The sequence below is a fragment of the Leptospira yanagawae serovar Saopaulo str. Sao Paulo = ATCC 700523 genome, assembly GCF_000332475.2.
GTDB lineage: Bacteria > Spirochaetota > Leptospiria > Leptospirales > Leptospiraceae > Leptospira_A > Leptospira_A yanagawae.
The window spans coordinates 195959-215165 of sequence record NZ_AOGX02000008.1 but is presented as its reverse complement, the minus strand read 5'-3'; the positions used below and the strand labels follow the sequence as shown (position 1 = coordinate 215165).

General features: G+C 39.9%; 13 protein-coding genes, 1 tRNA gene and 2 pseudogenes. 10 read left to right on the top strand and 6 right to left on the bottom strand.

All coding sequences use genetic code 11. The features are described 5' to 3' along the window. The 7 genes and pseudogenes from LEP1GSC202_RS01515 to LEP1GSC202_RS01485 form a co-directional block, all read left to right on the top strand. Positions 1-1842, top strand: a pseudogene (locus LEP1GSC202_RS01515) (PAS domain-containing protein); the annotation flags it as partial. Between the two features lie 66 nt (positions 1843-1908). Then, the gene (locus tag LEP1GSC202_RS01510; RefSeq protein ID WP_015675631.1) at positions 1909-2175 is read left to right on the top strand and encodes a transposase; all 267 of its coding nucleotides are present in this window, start codon (positions 1909-1911) and stop codon (positions 2173-2175) included. Beyond that, the gene (locus LEP1GSC202_RS01505) at positions 2172-2975 is read left to right on the top strand and encodes an IS3 family transposase (protein WP_015675630.1); all 804 of its coding nucleotides are present in this window, start codon (positions 2172-2174) and stop codon (positions 2973-2975) included. Before LEP1GSC202_RS01510 ends, LEP1GSC202_RS01505 begins: the two co-directional genes overlap by 4 nt. A 67-nt stretch (positions 2976-3042) precedes the next feature. Then, positions 3043-3917: pseudogene (locus LEP1GSC202_RS01500) on the top strand (methyl-accepting chemotaxis protein); the annotation flags it as partial. Between the two features lie 11 nt (positions 3918-3928). Next, the gene (locus LEP1GSC202_RS01495) at positions 3929-4408 is read left to right on the top strand and encodes a chemotaxis protein CheW (RefSeq protein ID WP_015675925.1); all 480 of its coding nucleotides are present in this window, start codon (positions 3929-3931) and stop codon (positions 4406-4408) included. A 1-nt stretch (position 4409) separates the two neighbouring features. Next, on the top strand, positions 4410-4898 hold the full coding sequence (locus LEP1GSC202_RS01490; RefSeq protein WP_015675853.1) for a chemotaxis protein CheD: 489 nt from the start codon (positions 4410-4412) through the stop codon (positions 4896-4898). 3 nt (positions 4899-4901) lie between these two features. After that, positions 4902-5954 (top strand): protein-glutamate methylesterase/protein-glutamine glutaminase, encoded by a 1053-nt coding sequence (locus LEP1GSC202_RS01485; RefSeq protein WP_015675819.1) that lies wholly within the window; start codon positions 4902-4904, stop codon positions 5952-5954. Here the strand turns inward: LEP1GSC202_RS01485 and LEP1GSC202_RS01480 are convergent, their stop codons facing one another. From LEP1GSC202_RS01480 to LEP1GSC202_RS01460, 5 genes are read right to left on the bottom strand one after another with little or no spacing between them, the layout of a single operon-like run. Next, the gene (locus tag LEP1GSC202_RS01480; protein WP_015675870.1) at positions 5955-8708 is read right to left on the bottom strand and encodes an ATP-binding protein; all 2754 of its coding nucleotides are present in this window, start codon (positions 8706-8708) and stop codon (positions 5955-5957) included. It abuts the gene before it with no gap. Between the two features lie 5 nt (positions 8709-8713). Then, positions 8714-10360, bottom strand: coding sequence for an acyl-CoA carboxylase subunit beta (locus LEP1GSC202_RS01475; protein WP_015675912.1), 1647 nt, complete (start codon positions 10358-10360; stop codon positions 8714-8716). 47 nt (positions 10361-10407) lie between these two features. Continuing rightward, on the bottom strand, positions 10408-10749 hold the full coding sequence (locus tag LEP1GSC202_RS01470; protein WP_015675860.1) for an STAS domain-containing protein: 342 nt from the start codon (positions 10747-10749) through the stop codon (positions 10408-10410). Further along, entirely contained in the window at positions 10746-13493 is a 2748-nt protein-coding gene (locus LEP1GSC202_RS01465) for a SpoIIE family protein phosphatase (protein WP_015675843.1), read from the bottom strand. The genes LEP1GSC202_RS01470 and LEP1GSC202_RS01465 overlap by 4 nt, the downstream gene beginning before the upstream one ends. Positions 13494-13497: 4 nt before the next feature. Next, positions 13498-13809 (bottom strand): hypothetical protein, encoded by a 312-nt coding sequence (locus tag LEP1GSC202_RS01460; protein WP_015675835.1) that lies wholly within the window; start codon positions 13807-13809, stop codon positions 13498-13500. A gap of 75 nt (positions 13810-13884) precedes the next feature. On the opposite strand from LEP1GSC202_RS01460, the gene LEP1GSC202_RS01455 reads away from it, so the two are divergent. From LEP1GSC202_RS01455 to LEP1GSC202_RS01445, 3 genes are all read left to right on the top strand, one after another. Next, positions 13885-13957, top strand: a tRNA-Ala gene (locus LEP1GSC202_RS01455). Positions 13958-14071: 114 nt separating this feature from the next. Continuing rightward, complete coding sequence (def, locus tag LEP1GSC202_RS01450; protein ID WP_015675817.1) at positions 14072-14611, top strand: peptide deformylase; 540 nt, start codon at positions 14072-14074, stop codon at positions 14609-14611. 47 nt (positions 14612-14658) lie between these two features. Beyond that, complete coding sequence (locus LEP1GSC202_RS01445) at positions 14659-17913, top strand: efflux RND transporter permease subunit (protein ID WP_015675746.1); 3255 nt, start codon at positions 14659-14661, stop codon at positions 17911-17913. 62 nt (positions 17914-17975) lie between these two features. Here the strand turns inward: LEP1GSC202_RS01445 and LEP1GSC202_RS01440 are convergent, their stop codons facing one another. Continuing rightward, on the bottom strand, positions 17976-19166 hold the full coding sequence (locus LEP1GSC202_RS01440; protein ID WP_015675922.1) for a polysaccharide deacetylase family protein: 1191 nt from the start codon (positions 19164-19166) through the stop codon (positions 17976-17978). Between the last annotated feature and the right edge of the window lie 41 nt (positions 19167-19207).

The window sequence follows — 19207 nt, the reverse complement described above, 5'->3', positions numbered from 1 at the left end:
ATGAAGTCAGTGAATACAAACACAAAATTAGTTGGGTATTTTTTAATCGGATTATTGTTCACAGTCTGGGTGAGTGTTTACAGTTCCGGGTTATTATCCGCAAAAGAAACCCTTCCATTGAATGTTGAAGAACGGACAAAAAAACTGGATTCACTTTCCCATTTATTAAAATCGAGTATGTCCATCCAGGAATCGATCACAACCATCACTCATTCGAATGGAATAGATGAAACCTTAATCGCAAAAACAAAGTATGATATTGATAAACTCAACCAAGCCTTTGAGCAAGTTTCTAAAATATTCACAAAAGAAGAAGAAATCTCAAAATTTCATGTTGTTGCAAAAGAGAAGGATAGTTATCTAAATTCCGTTTCCAACCAAATCAATTCAATTGAATCCATAAAAAACAAAAAACAACAAGTCTCACTGAATCCTGAAATTTCAACAAAATGGAAAAACTATTCTAGTCATTTGGAAGATTTGCAAAAATTAGTTTTCATTGCTAGTTTGCAAGAGATCCAAACGACATTTGGTGAAAAAACAAACGATTCGACCACTATATATATTGGCAGTGGAATATTTTTACTCGTTTCGTTTGTATTATTACTTTTTCTCATCAAACAAATTAGTAAACCGTTAAAGGAAGCCATCCAAATCCGAACAGCACTTGATTGTGTTTCCACAAATGTAATGATTTCTGATTTAAATTTAGATGTTGTTTATATGAATAAATCGATTCATAAAATGTTTTCTAATTCGGAATCAGACATCCAAAAACAAATCAGAAACTTTTCATTAAAAAATTTAATGGGGAGTAATATTGATTCATACCATAAAGATCCTAGCCACCAAAGAAAATTACTCGGGACCTTTACTTCCGAACACAAAACTAGTATCATCATTGGAAACCGAGAATTTAATTTAATTGCAAATCCAATTTTAACGGATAAAGGCGAACGATTGGGAAGTGTTGTGGAATGGGCTGATGTAACAGAAAGTAATGCCCATGCAAGAGCAGTTGACAGATCCCAAGCAATGATTGAGTTCAAAATGGACGGAACGATTCTCACAGCAAACGAAAACTTTTTAACTCTGATGGGATATAGTTTGGCAGAAATCAAAGGCCAACACCATCGTATGTTTCTAGAATCAAAAGAAGCAAATTCGGAAGCGTATCGCCAATTTTGGGTTAGTTTAAATCGAGGAGAATTCCAAACTGCCGAATACAAACGACTTGGAAAGAATGGGAAAGAAGTTTGGTTACAAGCAACCTACACTCCAATCCTTGATGCCAATGGTGTTCCCATTAAGGTTATCAAATTTGCAACCGATATCACTGAGAACAAAAAACAAATTAGAGAATTTGTAGGTCAAATCGAAGCGATCAACAAAGCACAGGCGACCATTGAATTCCACTTAGATGGAACAATTATTTCAGCCAATGATATCTTTTTAACGACCATGGGTTACTCTTTATCCGAAATCCAAGGAAAACACCATCGTATGTTTGTTGAACCTAATTATGTAAATTCAGAAGAATACAAACAATTTTGGATTTCGTTAGGTCGCGGAGAATTCCAAACTGCAGAATACAAACGTATTGGAAAAGGTGGAAAAGAGGTTTGGTTACAAGCCACCTATAACCCAATCCTTGATTTGAATGGGAAACCATACAAGGTAATCAAGTTTGCTTCAGACATAACGGAGCAAAAAAAATTGGCAATTGAAACATCTCGTATTGTAGACGATTTAGTTGTGGGTCTTGCTGCTTTAGAAAAGGGTGATTTAACTCAGCTCATTACCAATCATTATGAAGGAGGGTTTGCAAGGCTTCGCGATTCTGACCTGCTCCCCAAAAACTGCACCGATATTTAAGTTAGTTTTCTCCGATATTAAGGAGAGAGCATTATGGCAAGAAAGAAGATAGAAGAAAGCGAGATTTTTCGGATATTAAAGGAAGCAGAAACAGGTATTCCAATCAAGGAACTTTCACGAAAATACGGAATCACTGAACAAACATTTTATCGCTGGCGTAACAAGTATGGAGGAATGGAGCTTAGCGAAATCAAGAAGATGAAGGCACTCGAGCAGGAAAATTCAAATCTCAAAAGATTGGTAGCTGACATGGCTCTCGAAATCCAAGCAATTAAGAATGTTTTGGGAAAAAAGTTTTGAGCAGATCAACGAAGGAGAGAGCAGTTGATCTGCTAGTTGAAGAGGGACTTTCTCTAAACAGAAGCCTAGATGTTGTTCTTCTTCCTAAATCAAGTTATTATTATCAGCCGAAAGCTATTGATGAAGAGACAATGAACGAAATTCGAAGACTTGCTTTTCGATGGAAACGGGAAGGCTATCGACGAATTTACCGAAGGTTAAGAAGGTCGGGTAGGACAATCAATCATAAGAAAGTATATCGACTATATTGCTTAGAAGGGCTTAAAATAAGGACAAAACCGAAGCGAAAGAAAAGAAATGCATCATCACAGCAACTACCATTGCCTAAGAATTCAAACGAAGTTTGGTCAATGGACTTTGTTTTCGAACGGACGATTGATGGAAGAAAGCAAAGAATTTTAACAGGTATTGATCATTTAACAAGAGAGAATACCATACTTCAGGCAGAGTTTACTTTTTCGTCAGAAAAGTTGATCAGATATTTAAACACCCTCGAAAGACTTCCAAGAGCATTTGTTTTGGATAATGGAACAGAATTTACATCCAAAGACTTCCAGAAATGGGCAGAAGATAAGGGGATAGAAATTCACTTTATTGAAAAAGGAAAACCAACACAAAATGCATTTATAGAAAGTTTCAATGGTAAACTTAGAGATGAGTGTTTGAATCTACACTACTTTAAAAATCAAAGAGAGTTAACCGATGCTTTGCGAATTTTCCAAAAGGAATACAACGACGAGCGTCTTCACTCTTCATTGAATTACTTGACTCCTTCAGAGTTTAAGCGATCTTATGGTTGAAATGTTTAGAGAAAACTAACTTATCCATTGGTACTGAAAATGGGGGCAGGTCAATTCCTTTAATAATACTTCCAAAAAATTAGTGGAAATCATCAATGAAGTGAGAACCAACACTGATGCGCTTGTGAATGCTTCCGATGAAGTTGCATCAACTGCCAGTACCCTTCACAAGGGGCAAGCGAACAGGCAGCTTCCGTTGAAGAAACATCAGCTTCCTTGGAAGAAATGGGTGCATCCATTGACCAAAATGCTGAGAATGCAAAACAAACCGATACCATCGCCACAAAGTCTGCAAAAGATGCAAAACAAGGTGGAGAGGCTGTCAAAAACACTGTCAAAGCGATGAAAGAAATCGCAGATAAAATTTCTATCATTGAAGACATAGCCTACCAAACCAACTTACTCGCATTAAATGCAGCAATAGAAGCAGCTCGAGCTGGTGAACATGGAAAAGGTTTTGCCGTCGTTGCCTCAGAAGTGAGAAAACTTGCAGAAAGGTCACAAAAATCGGCAAACGAAATTGGAACCCTTGCTGGAAGTTCCGTTCAGATTGCAGAATCAGCAGGAAAACTCATTGAGGAAATTGTCCCTGCGATCAATAAAACCGCGGACCTTGTCCAAGAGATCACAGCAGCAAGCCAAGAACAATCTTCTGGAGTGAATGAGGTGAACAAAGCCATGGGACAACTTGACCAAGTATCCCAACAATCGGCAAGTGCCTCGGAAGAACTAGCGGCTATCGCTGAAGAATTACAAGCACAAGCGGAACGTTTACTTTCATCGATCAGTTTTTTCAAACTTGGAAAATTGGCGAGTGTAACGCAGAATCCAGAAATAAAGTCCCTAAAACACCAAACACCCAAAAGCCCGTCTCCTAAAAAGGAAACCGCAACAAAAAAAGGTGAAGAATTCGATGATCATGGAAAGTTCCAAAAGTATTGAGGGTATAAGTGATGCAAGAGATCCAATACTTAACCTTCCTACTCTCCAATGAATTATTTGGACTCGGAATTTTATACATCAAAGAAATCATTGAGTATGAATCAGTAACCCATGTTCCGATGATGCCTGAATACATTCCTGGTGTCATCAATTTACGTGGCAATGTTGTGCCTGTGATCGATTTAAATACAAGGTTTTACAAAAAGAAAACAGAAACAAATCGAAAAACATGTATCATCATTACGGAAATCAAATTGGAAAAGGAAAATATCGATGTGGGTTTACTCGTTGATTCCGTTAATGAAGTTGTTGATATTCCTGAAACTCAAATTGAAGAAGCACCAAGTTTTGGTTCAAAAATTCGTTTGGATTTTATCCAAGGCATTGGAAAGTTAGAAAACCAATTTGTTATCATATTAAAAATCAATCAAATCTTGGATCTAAGTGAAATCCAAAACTTACAAGAAACTTCATCTCAGATAAGTGAGTGATATGGAACCTCCCAATGAAGTGATAGATTCCTATCTCAAACCTGGTGAAATCTTCTTTGGAGACCACCACCACCGAGTGAGAACACTTCTTGGGTCTTGTGTATCCATTGTTTTATGGCATCCGAAATACCACTTCGGAGGGATGTGCCATTACTTACTCCCCTATCCCTCTGATATAAAATTAGAAAAAACATATAAATATGGAGAGGAAGCATTCCAATACTTCATTAACGAAATCAAAAAAGCACATACAAAACCAGAAGATTACCTCGCAAAAATATTTGGTGGTTCCAATATGTTTTTAAATGAAGAAAGAGAAATTCTAAGAAATAATGCAACAAGTCTCATCGGCACACGAAATGCTGAATTTGCAAAAAAAGTTTTATCGGAACATAAAATCAAAATCATTTCCGAAGACATAGGTGGAAATCAATCTAGAAAAATTTATTTTTCCATTTGGGACGGCGAAGTTTGGGTAGAGAAAAAATAAATCATGAATAAAATCAAAGTTTTTGTCATTGATGATTCTGCTGTTGTAAGACAAGTGTTAACCGAAATATTCAAACAAGATTCTCATTTTCAATTCTTAGGAAGTGCCTCAGACCCCATCTTTGCAATGGACAAAATGAATAATCTTTGGCCCGATGTGATCGTTCTTGATATTGAAATGCCAAGGATGGATGGTCTTTCATTTTTAAAAAAAATTATGACGGAGAGACCAACACCTGTTGTGATCTGTTCAACGCTGACAACAGAAGGATCGGAAACTGCCATTCTTGCCATGAACCTAGGTGCCTGTGATATCATCACAAAACCAAAAATAGGTTTAAAAGATTTTTTAAATGAAAGCACAATTGCTCTCACTGATGCTGTCATCGCCGCTGCATCCGCAAGCATCAAACACCTATCGAATCCTTCTAAAATTACTGAATCTAAAGTCCAAGTTGATAAAAAACAAGAACTCTCTTCTTTACAAGCAACTGAGAAAATCATTGCCATTGGAACCTCAACTGGTGGCACGATCGCCTTGGAACACGTGTTAACCAAACTTCCAAAAGAAAACACTCCAGGAATCGTCATCGTCCAACATATGCCCGAAAAATTTACAGAAGCTTTCGCCAAACGATTGGATTCCATTTGTGAGATTCGAGTCAAAGAAGCAAACAATGGCGACCGAGTGGTGCGAGGACTTGCTTTGATCGCACCTGGGAACAAACATATGACTCTCAAACGATCGGGGGCGCAGTATTTTGTTGAAGTAACGGATGGACCCCTTGTCAACCGTCACAAACCTTCGGTGGATGTCTTATTTCGATCGGTTGCCAAACAAGCTGGGAAAAATGCAAGAGGCATCATCATGACAGGAATGGGAGATGATGGAGCAGCTGGCTTACAGGAAATGAAAGAGGCTGGAGCCGAAACCATTGCCCAAAACGAAGAAACTTCTGTTGTGTTTGGAATGCCGAGAGAAGCAATCAAAAGAGGATGTGTTGACCACATCCTCCCTCTCAGTGAAATTTATAAGAAGATTATTGGTTACGGTTGATTAACCGAGTCCCAATTCTTTTGTCACCTTCACTTTTCTTGCACGAATGTCTTCTGGAGATTCTTCCTTTAAAATTTCATCAGGTTTGATTTTGAATATAGGTTGTGCTTTTGTTACAATCTTTCCATCAGAATCTACCATCAAATTTTTCACCACAGTTCCACTCACGGGAGCAAGGATTTTGTTAAACATCTTCATGACTTCAATGATAAAGAGTGGTTGTCCTGCTTGGAAGTGGTCCCCTTCATTCACAAGTGGTGGAAGGTTTGGAGCTTCTTTCGAGTAGAACATACCACCCATTGGAGCCACAATTTCATCACCTGACATCTTCGGTGGTGGGTTCAGAGTTTTGATAAACGCATCCCTTGTGTCTTTGTTTTTGAATTCATCAGGGACAACGCCATCCAAATCCGCATTGACATCCAAACCAAAAAAGTTGGACTTGATACCAATTTTCGGAAGTAACAGTAAGGTTTCTAGTCCTGCTTGGAATCCGTTATGACTCGCTTTCACCTTTTCCCAAAGTTCATCGGAGATTTCTTTGGAAGGATTTTTTCCTTTTGCGATCGTTTCGGAAATTTCTTTCCAATCCTTCAAACCAGTTCGTTTGGAAAACTCTGCATAAAATTCTTTGGCTTCGATGAGTAATTTCTCATCATGGTCCCAAATCTTTTCAGAACTTGCTTTTTGTTCCGTTGTATCTAAATTTAAATAATAGTACAAGGAATCTAAAAATTGGATTGGGTTTTCGTTGAAAACCACATTGTTTCCGCTGCGAGTCCAAAGTTTTCCATCAAAATATCCAAGAAAACCACCAAGTAAATGTGGGTTCGCAAGCAAACGTTCCATTGGTCTTACCACCAATGTCATTTTTTTACTCAGGATTTTTTTCAGGTCGGCATCAGCTGCTTTGGTTTTCTCTGACCAGAGGTATTCCAAATCCAAATCATTGATGACGGATTGTAAGGCTCCAATCCCAGCCAAATAGGAAATCATAAAGGCAGTGGATGGTTTGAACATTGCGTCCTTACCCAAAATCCATTGGATGAGACCATAGTGGACAAGTAAGTTGGTTTCTAGGTTTTGCCCCCTAAGCTCTGTTTTGCGAAGGATGTTCCCTAAAATTTCCAAGTTTTCCGTTCGGCTATTGCCATAGGAAACGATGAGAGCCACATTGGAATCATAGGCCCCCGCGAGGTTATAATGAACAAAAGCTCCCGTATCTGGGTTTCTTGTACAAATCCCTTGGTCATCTCGGATTTCCTCTGGGAGAGGGTTCGACCAGTTTTGGATGATCCCACCTGCATGTGGTTGGAGGGCACGGTTTGTTGCATTGATCCTTACTTCCGCACCAGATACATTGCGTACAATTCGTTCTGGTTTTGGAACTCTTGGCCCATGGATGGAAAGTACTGCCATTGCTTCCACTAGGGAATCAATGTAAAAGAAGTCATTTGGATCGTTAGGATTGGTGAACTTCATTTTGTAAACCATCTCGGTCACACGGTGTTCTACCTGGATCCGAGTGTTCACTTCCATAAAGAAGAAACTATTCCCTTCTACGATACATTCGAAGGTGGAAACTGAATTGAGGCGAATTGCCTTTCCAAACACTTCTGCTTGGTGTTCCATATCCTTTAAGGTTTGAACATCTTTGTCGAGGATGGCCGCTTTTTTAGGATTGGAAGAACGAACGAGGTCAGCTTCTTTTTGTAAGAGTTCTACAGTTTGCGAAATCTCTAACAATTTTTGTTCGTGCATTTGTAACGAACAATCACGACCACCAAGTGATAAAGACCACTCCCCGTTTCCAATCATTTGGATTTCATTATGGCGAGTGTTTTCAATATTGAGTTCGATGAGAAAGTTTCTGTTAGAACCCACAGCGGTTACTTTTGACTCTGCCAAAATTTCCATTACCGCAGATTCAATTTCTCCTTTGGAAGAGATCACACGTTGGCCTTTTCCACCACCACCACCGATGTATTTAAATCGAATGCGTTTGCCAGGATACTTCTTCCAAATGTCTTCACAAAGGATTTCTGATTCTTTTTGGAGGTCAGGGATGGATGTGATGTCGATGGTTTTTTCGTAAGAAAGTTGCAGTAAGATCTCGGCATTGTCTTCCAATGATTTTTTCTCATCAAATTGGAAGTTTAACTGATTTTCTTTTGCTACCTTTAGAAGTCCGTCTTTGGAATTACCCGTTTTACGAAGTAAGGCAAGGGCCGTGATGTTGTCCACACCAGGAGTCACAGATACATTGAGACTACGAGCTAGTTTTTTGGCTTCGTCCTTTGCCCCTGCTCCTTTTGCGACATGTGAACTTGGTCCCATAAAGATGATCCCAGCTTTTTCGATGGCTTCAATGAATTCGGCATCTTCTGCCATAAACCCGTATCCTGCAAAGATATGAGTGTAGCCATTGTCTTTTGCGATCCCAATGATTTGGTGGATGCGTTGTTCTTTTTCTTCTTTCCCGGCACCCATATAATCAGGAACTCGGTGGATGTTTTCAGGGAAACGGAAGTTACGAAGTTCTGGTGCCAGTGCCTTTGGGTACACAATGGAATCTTTTTCAGAAAGTAATATTCCGTATTCTTTTACACCAATGGCATCAAAGACATCCATGGTTTCCTTACGAACTGGACCACGGCAAACAATGAGGCATTTGATCGATTCCACAGTGAAGGAACGAATCCATGCGGATTCTGATTCTTGGAACTGAATGCGTTTTAAATTCTTATCTAACATGGAAATTATTCAAACTCCCTTTGAGGTCCGGACATTTCAGCCGGTTTGTATTTGGACATGAGAAAACTCAAGTTTTTGGATAGGACATTACGAGTGTAACCAGGTAAAATGATGGAGGAAACAGAACCAAGAGATAAGGCTTCTTTTGGATTCATCAGTTCTTTTTCATACCGTTGGCCAATTTCAAAGAGTTTTGCATCACGAGTTGCGGCTGCTTCTTTTTCACTCATACCTTTTTTGACATTTGCCAAAAATTCTTTTTGAACGCCTGTAATTTCATCTTTATAAACATACTCTTTTCCAGCAGGACCCATCACGGCAATCCTTGCTGTTGGAAGAGCAAATACCATGGATGCTCCCGTAAAATACGAGTTAAAGGTTGCATAAGCACCACCAAACGCATTACGGATGATGAGTGTGAGCCTTGGCGTACGAAGGTCAATGATGGAATCGAGGAGTTTTCTTCCTTCAAGGACAATTCCATTATGTTCCTGGTCTCGGCCTGGTAAAAATCCAGTGGTGTCTTCTACAAATACCATTGGGATATTGTAGAGGTTACAGAATCTTACAAAACGAGTTCCCTTACGAGAGGCTCCAATGTCAATTTGACCAGAAGATACGGCTGAGTTATTGGCAAGGAATCCAACAACATGGCCACCAATCCTTCCAAAAGCTGTTACAATATTACGTGCTCTCTGTGGTTGGAGTTCAAAAAACTCACCATGGTCACAGATTTGTTGTAAATAGAGAGTGATGTCGAAGGGAGTGTTCATTCCCGTTGGGGAATTAAACGTTTTACGGAAAAGGATATCTTCTTCGTAAATGAATCTGTCAACTGGGTCAGATGTTGGGTAAAAAGGCGCAAAACTATGGTTATTGTCTGGAAGGTAGGATAACAATCGAATCGCAGTCCTGAGAGATCCTAACTCATCATTTGTCACAAGGTCGACAACTCCCGATTGGCCGTGGACTTTTGGTCCCCCTAAATCTTCGGCAGAGATATCTTCCCCAAGGACTGACTTCACAACACCAGGTCCCGTGAGTCCAAAAAAGGTTCCGTCACATTGGATCATAAATGACCCTTGGCGAGGGAGGTATGCCCCTCCACCTGCGTTAAACCCAAACATGAGCATCACAGAGGGAACAACCCCGCTGATTTTACGGAGTGCTGTGAACGCTTCCGAGTATCCGTCAAGTCCACCCACACCAGCTGGTACATAGGCTCCTGCAGAATCATTCATCCCGATGAGAGGGATTCCATGCGTTCCTGCCATTTGGATGAGGCGGGCTAGTTTGCTACCGTTTGTTGCATCCATGGAACCCGCACGGAGTGTGAAATCATGCCCATAGACGGCAACATCGCGACCTTTGATATTTAAAATTCCTGTGACAATGGAGGCACCATCTAAATTGGGACCCCAGTTTTGGTAGGTGATATTTGGTTCTTCGTCCGTGAGGACTTTGATCCTTTCCCAAACAGTCATCCTGTTTTTGGAATGTTGGACACGGATCCGATCTTCACCACCACCAAGAAACGGTTTTTCGATTAATTCTTTACCGAGTTTGAGAGCATCATCATAAATGCCGGTTTGGGTCTCCGGAGCCTTGGATTCTTTGAACGGGTTGTTTAGGGAATACTGCATGGTTTCCATAAGTTTTTTTCCAATGTTTTGTTTAGGATCACTTAGAAAAGTGATTTTTACTTTAAAGCTGCATCTAAATCAGGATAAATTGTGAATAACTGCTGCATCCCGATGATATCGAAAACTTTTTCGACAGCAGGTTGCAATCCACAAATAGAAATGCTAATTTTCTGCTCTTGGCAATGCCTAAGTGTTGTGACAAGAAGGCGAAGTCCCGCGGAAGAAATAAATGGCACTTCACTCAAATTAAAAATCACGGATTTGCCGGAAGAACTCACAAGGTTTAGCAAATCCTTTTCAATTTTATGTGTGTTGTGAACGTCCAAATTGCCTTGGACATGCACAACCATCTTATTTCCCAATTCTTCAGACCGAATTCCAATTTTATCTTCGTTCATACGATTGTTTTCTCCAAATAGGTTATGTTTTGTTTCCCATTGTACTCATATGAAACTTTGTCCATAAGGGTTTCCATGAGATAAACGCCAAATCCTCCCTTTCGTTCGCCTTTCAAATTGGCTTCCACGGAAGGTTTTGGAACTTTTTTTCTGTCAAAGGGTTTTCCTTCATCTACGAGAACAATTTTTAACTTATCACCCATCAGTTCAAATTTACATTCAAACTTAGGGTTTTGAAGTTCAGTATCTTTATAACTGTGCATCACAATATTCGTGGCTGCTTCATCCAAAGATATTAAGATGTCATCAAAGGCAAAAGGTTTTGTGATTTTTGATTCTAAATGTTCTGAAATAAAATCACGGAGTTTGGGAATTTCATTTGGATGTGCATCAAAGGTTTTTACCATTTCAAAACTTGTCACCTCTGCAAACTTTAATACCATTACCGTAAAATCATCATATTGTTCTTCTGAACGGGAAAAGGACCGAATGTCGTCATATACAGATTCTACGATTTTTTGTGATGGCTCATTCCTTCTTTGGATGATAAAATCAATAAACCTGTCGAGCCCATACTCTTCCCCATCGGGACTTTTTTCTTCAATGGCACCATCGGTATAAAAAACCAAAATGTCCCCAGGTTCTAATTGGATTTCTCCACCTTGGTAATTGGTATGAGGGACAACACCAAGGGGTGCTCCTTTGCCTTTTAAGAGTTCAAAACTTCCATCACTTCGGATCCAAATTTGGTCATTGTGACCTGCTGAAGCAAATTTTAAAGTGCGCGTTTTTCTTTGGTAATTGACAAGAAACAATGTCACAAACATACCTGACTGGCTATCTTCATAGATCAATTGGTTTGCTCGAAATAGGAGTTCGGAAGGAGGAAGGTCGGTCGTTCTGGACAAAGTCCGAATGATCGAACTCGACATCGCCATAAAAATCGCTGCAGGCAAACTTTTCCCCGACACATCTGCAACAAGAAAGGAAAACTGTTCATCACCAAACGCATGAAAATCGTAAAAATCACCTGACACTTCTTTGGCGGCAACTGACATCACTCCCAAATCAAAAAGTGGTGATTGCATGAGAGCATTCGGTAAAATATTGTTTTGGATTTTTCTTGTGATTTCGATTTCTTTTTCAATCGATTTTTTCGTGATGATTTCTTGGTTGAGTTTTAAGTTTTCGTATGCCTTTGCCAGTGGTGATGATAAAGTTTTTAACATTCTAAGGTCAGTTTCATTAAACGAATGGGCTGAATGTTTTCCACTTACATAAAGTGCTGCTCGCAAATTACCACCCCGAGGAGCAATTGGTAAAATCAGGAAATTTTTCTTTAGGGTATAAAATTCCAATTCTAAAAACGATTCTTCGAGTTGCGGTGTGACCACAGCCATTCTAGGATTCCCCGATTCCATCAGGCTTAAAAACAAACGGCTTTCAAACATCGGAAAAAATGATTCTCTCACAATCCCAAGTTGCCTTGCATACACTTGGATTCTGTTTTTGTTTTTTTCCTCGATGATCACCATTCCCGCATCTTCGCATGACAACTCTTTGGTGAGGATACTTAGAGTTTTTGACATCAAACCCAATTCGTCATGGGATTCCAGTACCGCCTGCCCTAAATCAAAAATCGATTCAAGAGTACTTAACTTTTGTTTGAGTTCGAGGTTGGTGATATTTAAGTTTTCAAGTAACCTTGTTTTTTGAATGGCAACAGCACATGCACTCGAAAAAGATAGGAAGGTATCTATATCATCTTGGCTAAAATTATTACGATCGATGGTATTGATGGCTTCAATCACACCAATCACTTCGTCTCCCACGATCAGAGGACTTGCCAAAATATTTCGAGTGATGAAATTGGAAGCCTTGTCTACGTCCCGAAACACCCTATCATCATTTTGTGCATCATTGATGATCATCGGCTGTTTTGTGACTGCCACAGTCCCCGCAATCCCTTGTCCCACAGGAACCTTGATTTTGGAAACCTCTTCCCTTTTTTCACCAGTCACAGTATGAAAGACTAAAAATTCTTTTTTATCATCTAAAAGGAGCAGTGAACTTGCCTCTGTACGAAATACAGACTTTGCCGACTCCATTACCATCACAAGAACATGTTCCAAATCCACACTGGTATTGATGAGGACTGCAACACGGATGATTTCTTCTAAGAAGTATTGCAGCCTATTGTTATTATTGTGGATATTGGCATTATCAATCAGAAGTAAAACAGAAGTGGTTAAGGAATTAAAAAATTGTGGTTCCTCTTCAGAAAACACAGTGTCCTTAAACAGTGCATTTAAATTCGCACTAAAATAATTGATTAAATCTAAATCTTGTTCGGAAAAATTTTGAAAATGTTTGATGCCTTCAAGAACGAGTACACCGAGTGACATGTCTCCAATTTCATCCCCCAAATAACAGGCAATATAGGATTCCGAAACAGGAGCGTCATTTGCACCCAAATGAGTTCCTTTTTTAACGAGGATACTTTTTTTGGATTTAAAAACATGTTTTGCGATTTTACCCGCATTGATTTTATCTTGGATGAGCCCAATCCTGCTTAAATTCCCTCTTTCATTTCTAACATAGATGGCAGCTGATTTTGCTGATACAAATCGTTTTGCCTGCCCTAGGATAAAATGGTATACATCGTCAAGTTCGGATGAGGAGGAAAGATAAAATCCGCCATCTTTGTTTTTTAAGATAATTGGCGGAAGGGAATTTGGTTTCAATGGTTTAATCTTTGCTAAACTTTAAAGATTCTTCTCTTAGTTTACGATTGGCATCTTCTAGGGATTTGATTTTATCAAAGGCTGACATAAGTTCGTCACGGCTCAAATTGGAAACCATAGTGCTCGCTTCGACAGTTTCTTTTGCTTCCCTAAGTTCTACACGTGAGTAATCGATGATCTGTTCATACATGCGAATGATTTCGTCTGCGTTTGCTAATTCTTGTTCATTGAGCCTAAGAACTTTTTCATACCCTTTGATGATATCCGATTGGATTTTCAATTTTTTAGTGAGTTCTTCTACCGTATCTTGTCCCATAAAGTTCTTGGTTCCTTAGCCATTTTGGGATTCTGTTGACAGACAAACGTCTTCTCTCACCTTGGATTAGCACAAGGGGACGTAGCTCAGTTGGGAGAGCGTTTGAATGGCATTCAAAAGGTCGGGGGTTCGATTCCCCTCGTCTCCAAAATCCCTCCCGAGATTTCAGCGTTTTCAGCCCATACTGTCAAATTCTTTTTCATTTGGTTAGGAGTTCACTTGATCATTCAGTGACCTTTTTCAATCTATTCCATATTAGATTATGGCTGTACGTAAAATTCTGAAAATTGGCAATCCTCTCCTTCGTCAGACGAGCGAAGATGTCACCGAATCCGAAATCCAAACCAAAGATTTCAAAAAATTGATTCGAGATATGTTCGAAACCATGCGCCATGCCGACGGTGTGGGTCTTGCCGCCCCACAAATTGGTGTTTTGAAAAAATTAGTGGTCGTGGGACAAGAGGATGACAACGAACGTTACCCAGGTACCCCCGAAGTTCCAAACCAAATCATCATCAATCCAGAGATCACTCCTTTAAGCCCTCCGGCCGATGGGTTTTGGGAAGGTTGTTTGTCTGTTCCAGGTATGCGTGGGTATGTGGAAAGGCCAAACAAAATTCGTATGAAATGGCGTGATGAAAACTTTACAGAACATGACGAAATCATTGAAGGTTATAGAGCCATCGTATTACAACATGAATGTGACCATTTGTTTGGCGTTTTGTATGTAGATCGTTTGAAAAGTACGAAGTTGTTTGGTTTCAATGATGACATTGATACCGCAGGCAAATTGTTAGATTAAATTTTTCTCGTTTTAATTTGCAAGTTTAGTCACTTGCAGGAGATTGTATGGGTTCATCCATCGTTCAGTATTTTCTTTCCAAAAGTTTATTCGTAAATCTTTTGACGGTTCTCATTTTACTCGTTGGTGGGTTCACTGCCGCTACCATGAATAGGGAAGCATTCCCCAATATCAATTTTGATATTGTCAGTGTGACAACCATTTATCCTGGAGCAGCACCTGCCGATGTGGAAAAACTTGTCACAAAACCACTCGAAGACGCCATCAAAGAGGTGGATGGGATCAAAGAGTTTCGTTCCGCTTCCCTTGAAAACCGATCAGGTATCATCATCACGATCGATCCAAATACCAAAAATACACAGAAAGTCGTTGATGATTTAAAGTCTGCCATTGACCGCATCCAGGACCTTCCCACCGATGCAGAAGACCCGATCGTTACAGAGATCACAACGGCAAGACAACCTGTCATTGAGATCCACCTCACATCCAATCTCAAAGACGGAAAACCAGAGTTAAATGCAAAAGAACTACGAGACCAAGCAAAAATTTTAGAAGAAAAATTAAAAGACTTACCAACAGTTGCAAGGATCACCAAACGAGGTTGGCGCGAACGAGAGATGAAAGTGGACTTAGATCCAGACAAACTCAGGAGTATGTCCCTTTCTTCAACACAGGTAATCAATGCATTACGCCTTCGGAATATCAATTTTCCAGGAGGAAACATCAATGAAAAAACAAGGGAAATCATTGTTCGAACCGTGGGTGAATTTGATACTGCAGAAGAAATTGAGAATGTATTCATTCGCACAAATGATGCAGGACGTTCTGTACGCATACGAGATGTAGCACGTGTGACCGAAGGTTTTGAAGATTCAGATTATTTGGACAAATCCAATGGAAACATCGCCATTGCACTTACTGTTATCAAACGAGAAAAAGCAGATGCGATCTCCGTGGTAGATGAATCCAAAAAAGTAGTTGAAAGTTTTATTAAATCTACGAAGGGCACCGTCAAACATGCGTTTGTAAACGATTTATCAAAATACATTCGAAGAAGGCTTGGAGTCCTCACATCCAATGCAGTCTCTGGTCTCATCCTTGTCATGGCATCCCTCTTTGTATTCCTTGGATGGCGTATGGCACTCATGACGGCCCTTGGGATTCCGATTTCCATTGCCATGACCTTTGTAGCCATGAATTATATGGGCCTAACGTTAAACCTCATTTCAATGATGGGCCTTATCATTGTTGTTGGAATTTTAGTAGATGATGCCATCATCATTTGTGAAAACGTTTACCGCCACCTGGAAATGGGAGAAGAACCATTTGAAGCAGCTATGCGTGGGACAAGTGAAGTACTCGCACCGGTGACGGCCACTGTGACAACAACCATTGCTGCTTTTGGTCCTATGTTATTTATGACTGGGATTTTTGGAAAGTTCATCCACTCCATTCCACTCGTTGTTATTTTATCACTTCTGAGTTCATTATTTGAAGCTTTCTTTATGTTACCTTCTCACTTATATGATGTGAGTAAGGCCACTGATATGAAAGGAGAAGTGAAAGAAGAGTCCCATTGGTTCGTGAAATTTAAGGAGAAAACCTACCTACCCCTTCTTCGATTTGCACTGACGAACCGTTGGAAAATGGTGGGACTCCTCCTCGGGCTCTTTGTATTTTCGCTTGCCATCCAAGCTAAATTTGGAAAGTTCAAACTCTTTCCAGGTGCCATCGAAACCTTCCAAATCCGTGTCACAGCGGAAACGGGTTTAAAACTAGAAGAAACGGACAGGTTCATTCGCGCTATAGAACACACGATCGCAAAACTTCCCGCAGGCGAAGTGGAAAATTACATTTCCCGAGTGGGTATCATCCAAAAAGATCCAAACGATCCTTTTACGAAACGAGGAAAAAACTATGCCCAAGTTATGGTGTATCTCACACCAGATGATAACAGGGAGCGTTCTACAGAAAAAATCATCGAAGTGGTTCGTGAAAATTCAAAATATTTACTCAATGAAAAATCCCTTGCCTTACTCGAAGAGAAATTAGCAAAAGAAAACGTAGACCAAAAACAAGAAGAAAAAATCAAAATTGATGCAATTCCTTCGGAGTTTCTGCCCCTCAAAGGGAAATTGGTTAATTTAGAATTTGAAAAATTAGCTGGTGGACCTCCGGTTGGAAAACCTGTTGCGATTGAAATCAAAGGGGATGACTTTGCCACCTTACTCAAAATAGGTGCCGAATACAAAGCAGCCCTTGCCAAAATCAAAGGTGTTACTGACATAGGAGATGATTTTAATGAAGGGAAAGATGAAATCAGAGTGTCTGTAGATGAATCTCTTGCTTCTTTTGCAGGAGTAAGTGTTCAATCTGTTTCCCTTGCAATTAACACTGCCTTACAAGGAACCGTTTCCACAAAAATCAAACGTGCAGATGAGGAAGTGGATGTACGAGTTCGTTTTCCCGAAGAGTATCGGTCTTCACTATCCCACTTAAATAAAGTGTATGTGAATAACTTAACAGGTAACCTAATCCCTGTTTCACGACTTACAAGTTACGATCGTAATCCTGGTAGAGCATCGATCAACCATTTAGATGGCAAACGACTCCTTACGGTAACCTCTAATATTGATGAAACAATATCGACATCAAGGCAAGTCAATTTAGAAGCCAAACAACTCACGGAAGGGATCATTGCCAAATACCCAGGGTATTCTGTCCGTTTCTCTGGGGAAAATAAAGACACAGAAGAATCGATGGCCTCCCTTGGGCGAGCATTCCTTGTGGGACTTCTGATCATTTATATGATCCTGGCATCACTCTTCCGGTCCTTGGCGCAACCTCTCATTGTGATGAGTGCCATTCCGTTTGGGGTGATTGGAGTGATCTTTGCCTTTTTGTTACATGGTCAGCCTTTCTCCTTTTTGGCTTTCCTAGGGATCATTGGACTTGCGGGGGTGGTCGTAAACGACTCCATTGTACTTGTGGATTGTGCGAACCAACTTAGAATTGAAGATCCCTCTAAATCTACATTTGAGTTATTAATGGAAGCAGGAAGTATCCGCTTGCGAGCTGTTATGCTTACAACAGTCACAACCGTTCTTGGTTTGTTACCTACCGCATACGGAATTGGAGGAAAAGACCCTTTCCTTGTACCCATGGCTCTTGCCTTTGGTTGGGGACTCGCCTTTGCCACCTTCATCACACTCATAATGGTTCCAGTATTTTATCTGAATTTGTATATGTTTCGTGATCGAATCTCCGACCATTTAAAACATAGAAAAAAACAGTTTGTTTAACAACAAATAAGCATTGTAAATGAGTATCCTTTTGCATAAACGGATACTCTCAATTTGCGAAATTAGTCTTTTTCGTTGTTGAGCACTTCTGAAAGGGTAACGAAATGATACCCTTTTTCCTTCATCCGTTCGATGAAAGTTGGCAAAATATAAATCAGTTTATCAAATTTACGTGGACCACCTAAGTGCATGAGGATGATGGCTCCATTCATTCCATTGGGATCGGCTTTTTCCCAAGTTTCAAGAAAGGTTAAAGTTTCTTCACCTGTTTTGTAATGTGGGTTTTTCACCACTTCCTTTTTTCCCTTCGATGTTTTTTTGTAGAGGAATTGTTTGCTAATATAATCAGGAAGGTCGAGAGAACCTTTTGCATTATTGGACCACATGATATGGTCCGTATACCCCAAACTTGCATGGGCATCTAAAATCAATTGGCTGAGAGCACCATAGGGAAGTCGGTAGTATTTTTTTAATTCTTGTTTGGTGAGTGTTCGAAACGTATCTTCCACTCGTTTTAATTCCTCTGCCATACGAGGAAGGTCGAGTACTGAATTTGATAGGTAGTCGAGGACCATCCTTTTTTTTAAGGAAGTTTCTGTCACAGAACGTTGGTAGTTAAAATGAGACCAAGTATGGTTCCCAAATTCCACAGCCCCAGTTTTTGCCATTCGTTTGATGTAGTCTAAGTTTTGTCTGACAAAAAAGGAACCATTGATATCCGATGGCCTTTCATTGGATAAAAACAATGTGACTTTGATTTTATGTTCTTTGATGTAATTGTACAAAACAGGAAGTTCTTCTCCAGTCGCCAAATCAAAGGTTAATGCGATTTCTTTGTGAGATTCATTGCCACGTAAAATATTACGCCCTTTTGTGTTGGCACTTACCTCTTTTAGGAATTCGATATTCTCTTCTACCTGTTTGGCAAGTTCCGTATCAGGTTCTGAATCTGCAGCCAATGCATTTTCTTCTCGGAGTTGTTCTTGGTACATTAAGGAAAAGAGAGATTGTTCGAGTTCCCGTAAACTTCGTTCTTTTTCTTTGACTTCCGTTTCGAGTTTGGTCACACTCAAACTTAAAAAAAGTAAATACCCACAAAGCACAAGGACTGTCAGTCCAACAAAGGACAATGCAGAGATAAAAGCAAAACGCCGGAGTTTTTTGGCAAACAACCGATCCTTTTCAATGTCCTTTGAAAGTTCATGGACGATGTCCTGAATTTCTTTCTCTTCGTTTGTCGGATCGAGTGACATTTAGGTATGGCTTTCCTTAGTATCGATTATCGGAAAGGGAC

Bases quoted from the DNA above. Each gene is read 5' to 3' on its own strand.
- LEP1GSC202_RS01510 (WP_015675631.1), top strand. From the start codon at position 1,909: ATGGCAAGAAAGAAGATAGAAGAAAGCGAGATTTTTCGGATATTAAAG.
- LEP1GSC202_RS01495 (WP_015675925.1), top strand. From the start codon at position 3,929: ATGCAAGAGATCCAATACTTAACCTTCCTACTCTCCAATGAATTATTT.
- LEP1GSC202_RS01490 (WP_015675853.1), top strand. From the start codon at position 4,410: ATGGAACCTCCCAATGAAGTGATAGATTCCTATCTCAAACCTGGTGAA.
- LEP1GSC202_RS01485 (WP_015675819.1), top strand. From the start codon at position 4,902: ATGAATAAAATCAAAGTTTTTGTCATTGATGATTCTGCTGTTGTAAGA.
- LEP1GSC202_RS01480 (WP_015675870.1), bottom strand. From the start codon at position 8,708: ATGTTAGATAAGAATTTAAAACGCATTCAGTTCCAAGAATCAGAATCC.
- LEP1GSC202_RS01475 (WP_015675912.1), bottom strand. From the start codon at position 10,360: ATGGAAACCATGCAGTATTCCCTAAACAACCCGTTCAAAGAATCCAAG.
- LEP1GSC202_RS01470 (WP_015675860.1), bottom strand. From the start codon at position 10,749: ATGAACGAAGATAAAATTGGAATTCGGTCTGAAGAATTGGGAAATAAG.
- LEP1GSC202_RS01460 (WP_015675835.1), bottom strand. From the start codon at position 13,809: ATGGGACAAGATACGGTAGAAGAACTCACTAAAAAATTGAAAATCCAA.
- def (WP_015675817.1), top strand. From the start codon at position 14,072: ATGGCTGTACGTAAAATTCTGAAAATTGGCAATCCTCTCCTTCGTCAG.
- LEP1GSC202_RS01445 (WP_015675746.1), top strand. From the start codon at position 14,659: ATGGGTTCATCCATCGTTCAGTATTTTCTTTCCAAAAGTTTATTCGTA.
- LEP1GSC202_RS01440 (WP_015675922.1), bottom strand. From the start codon at position 19,166: ATGTCACTCGATCCGACAAACGAAGAGAAAGAAATTCAGGACATCGTC.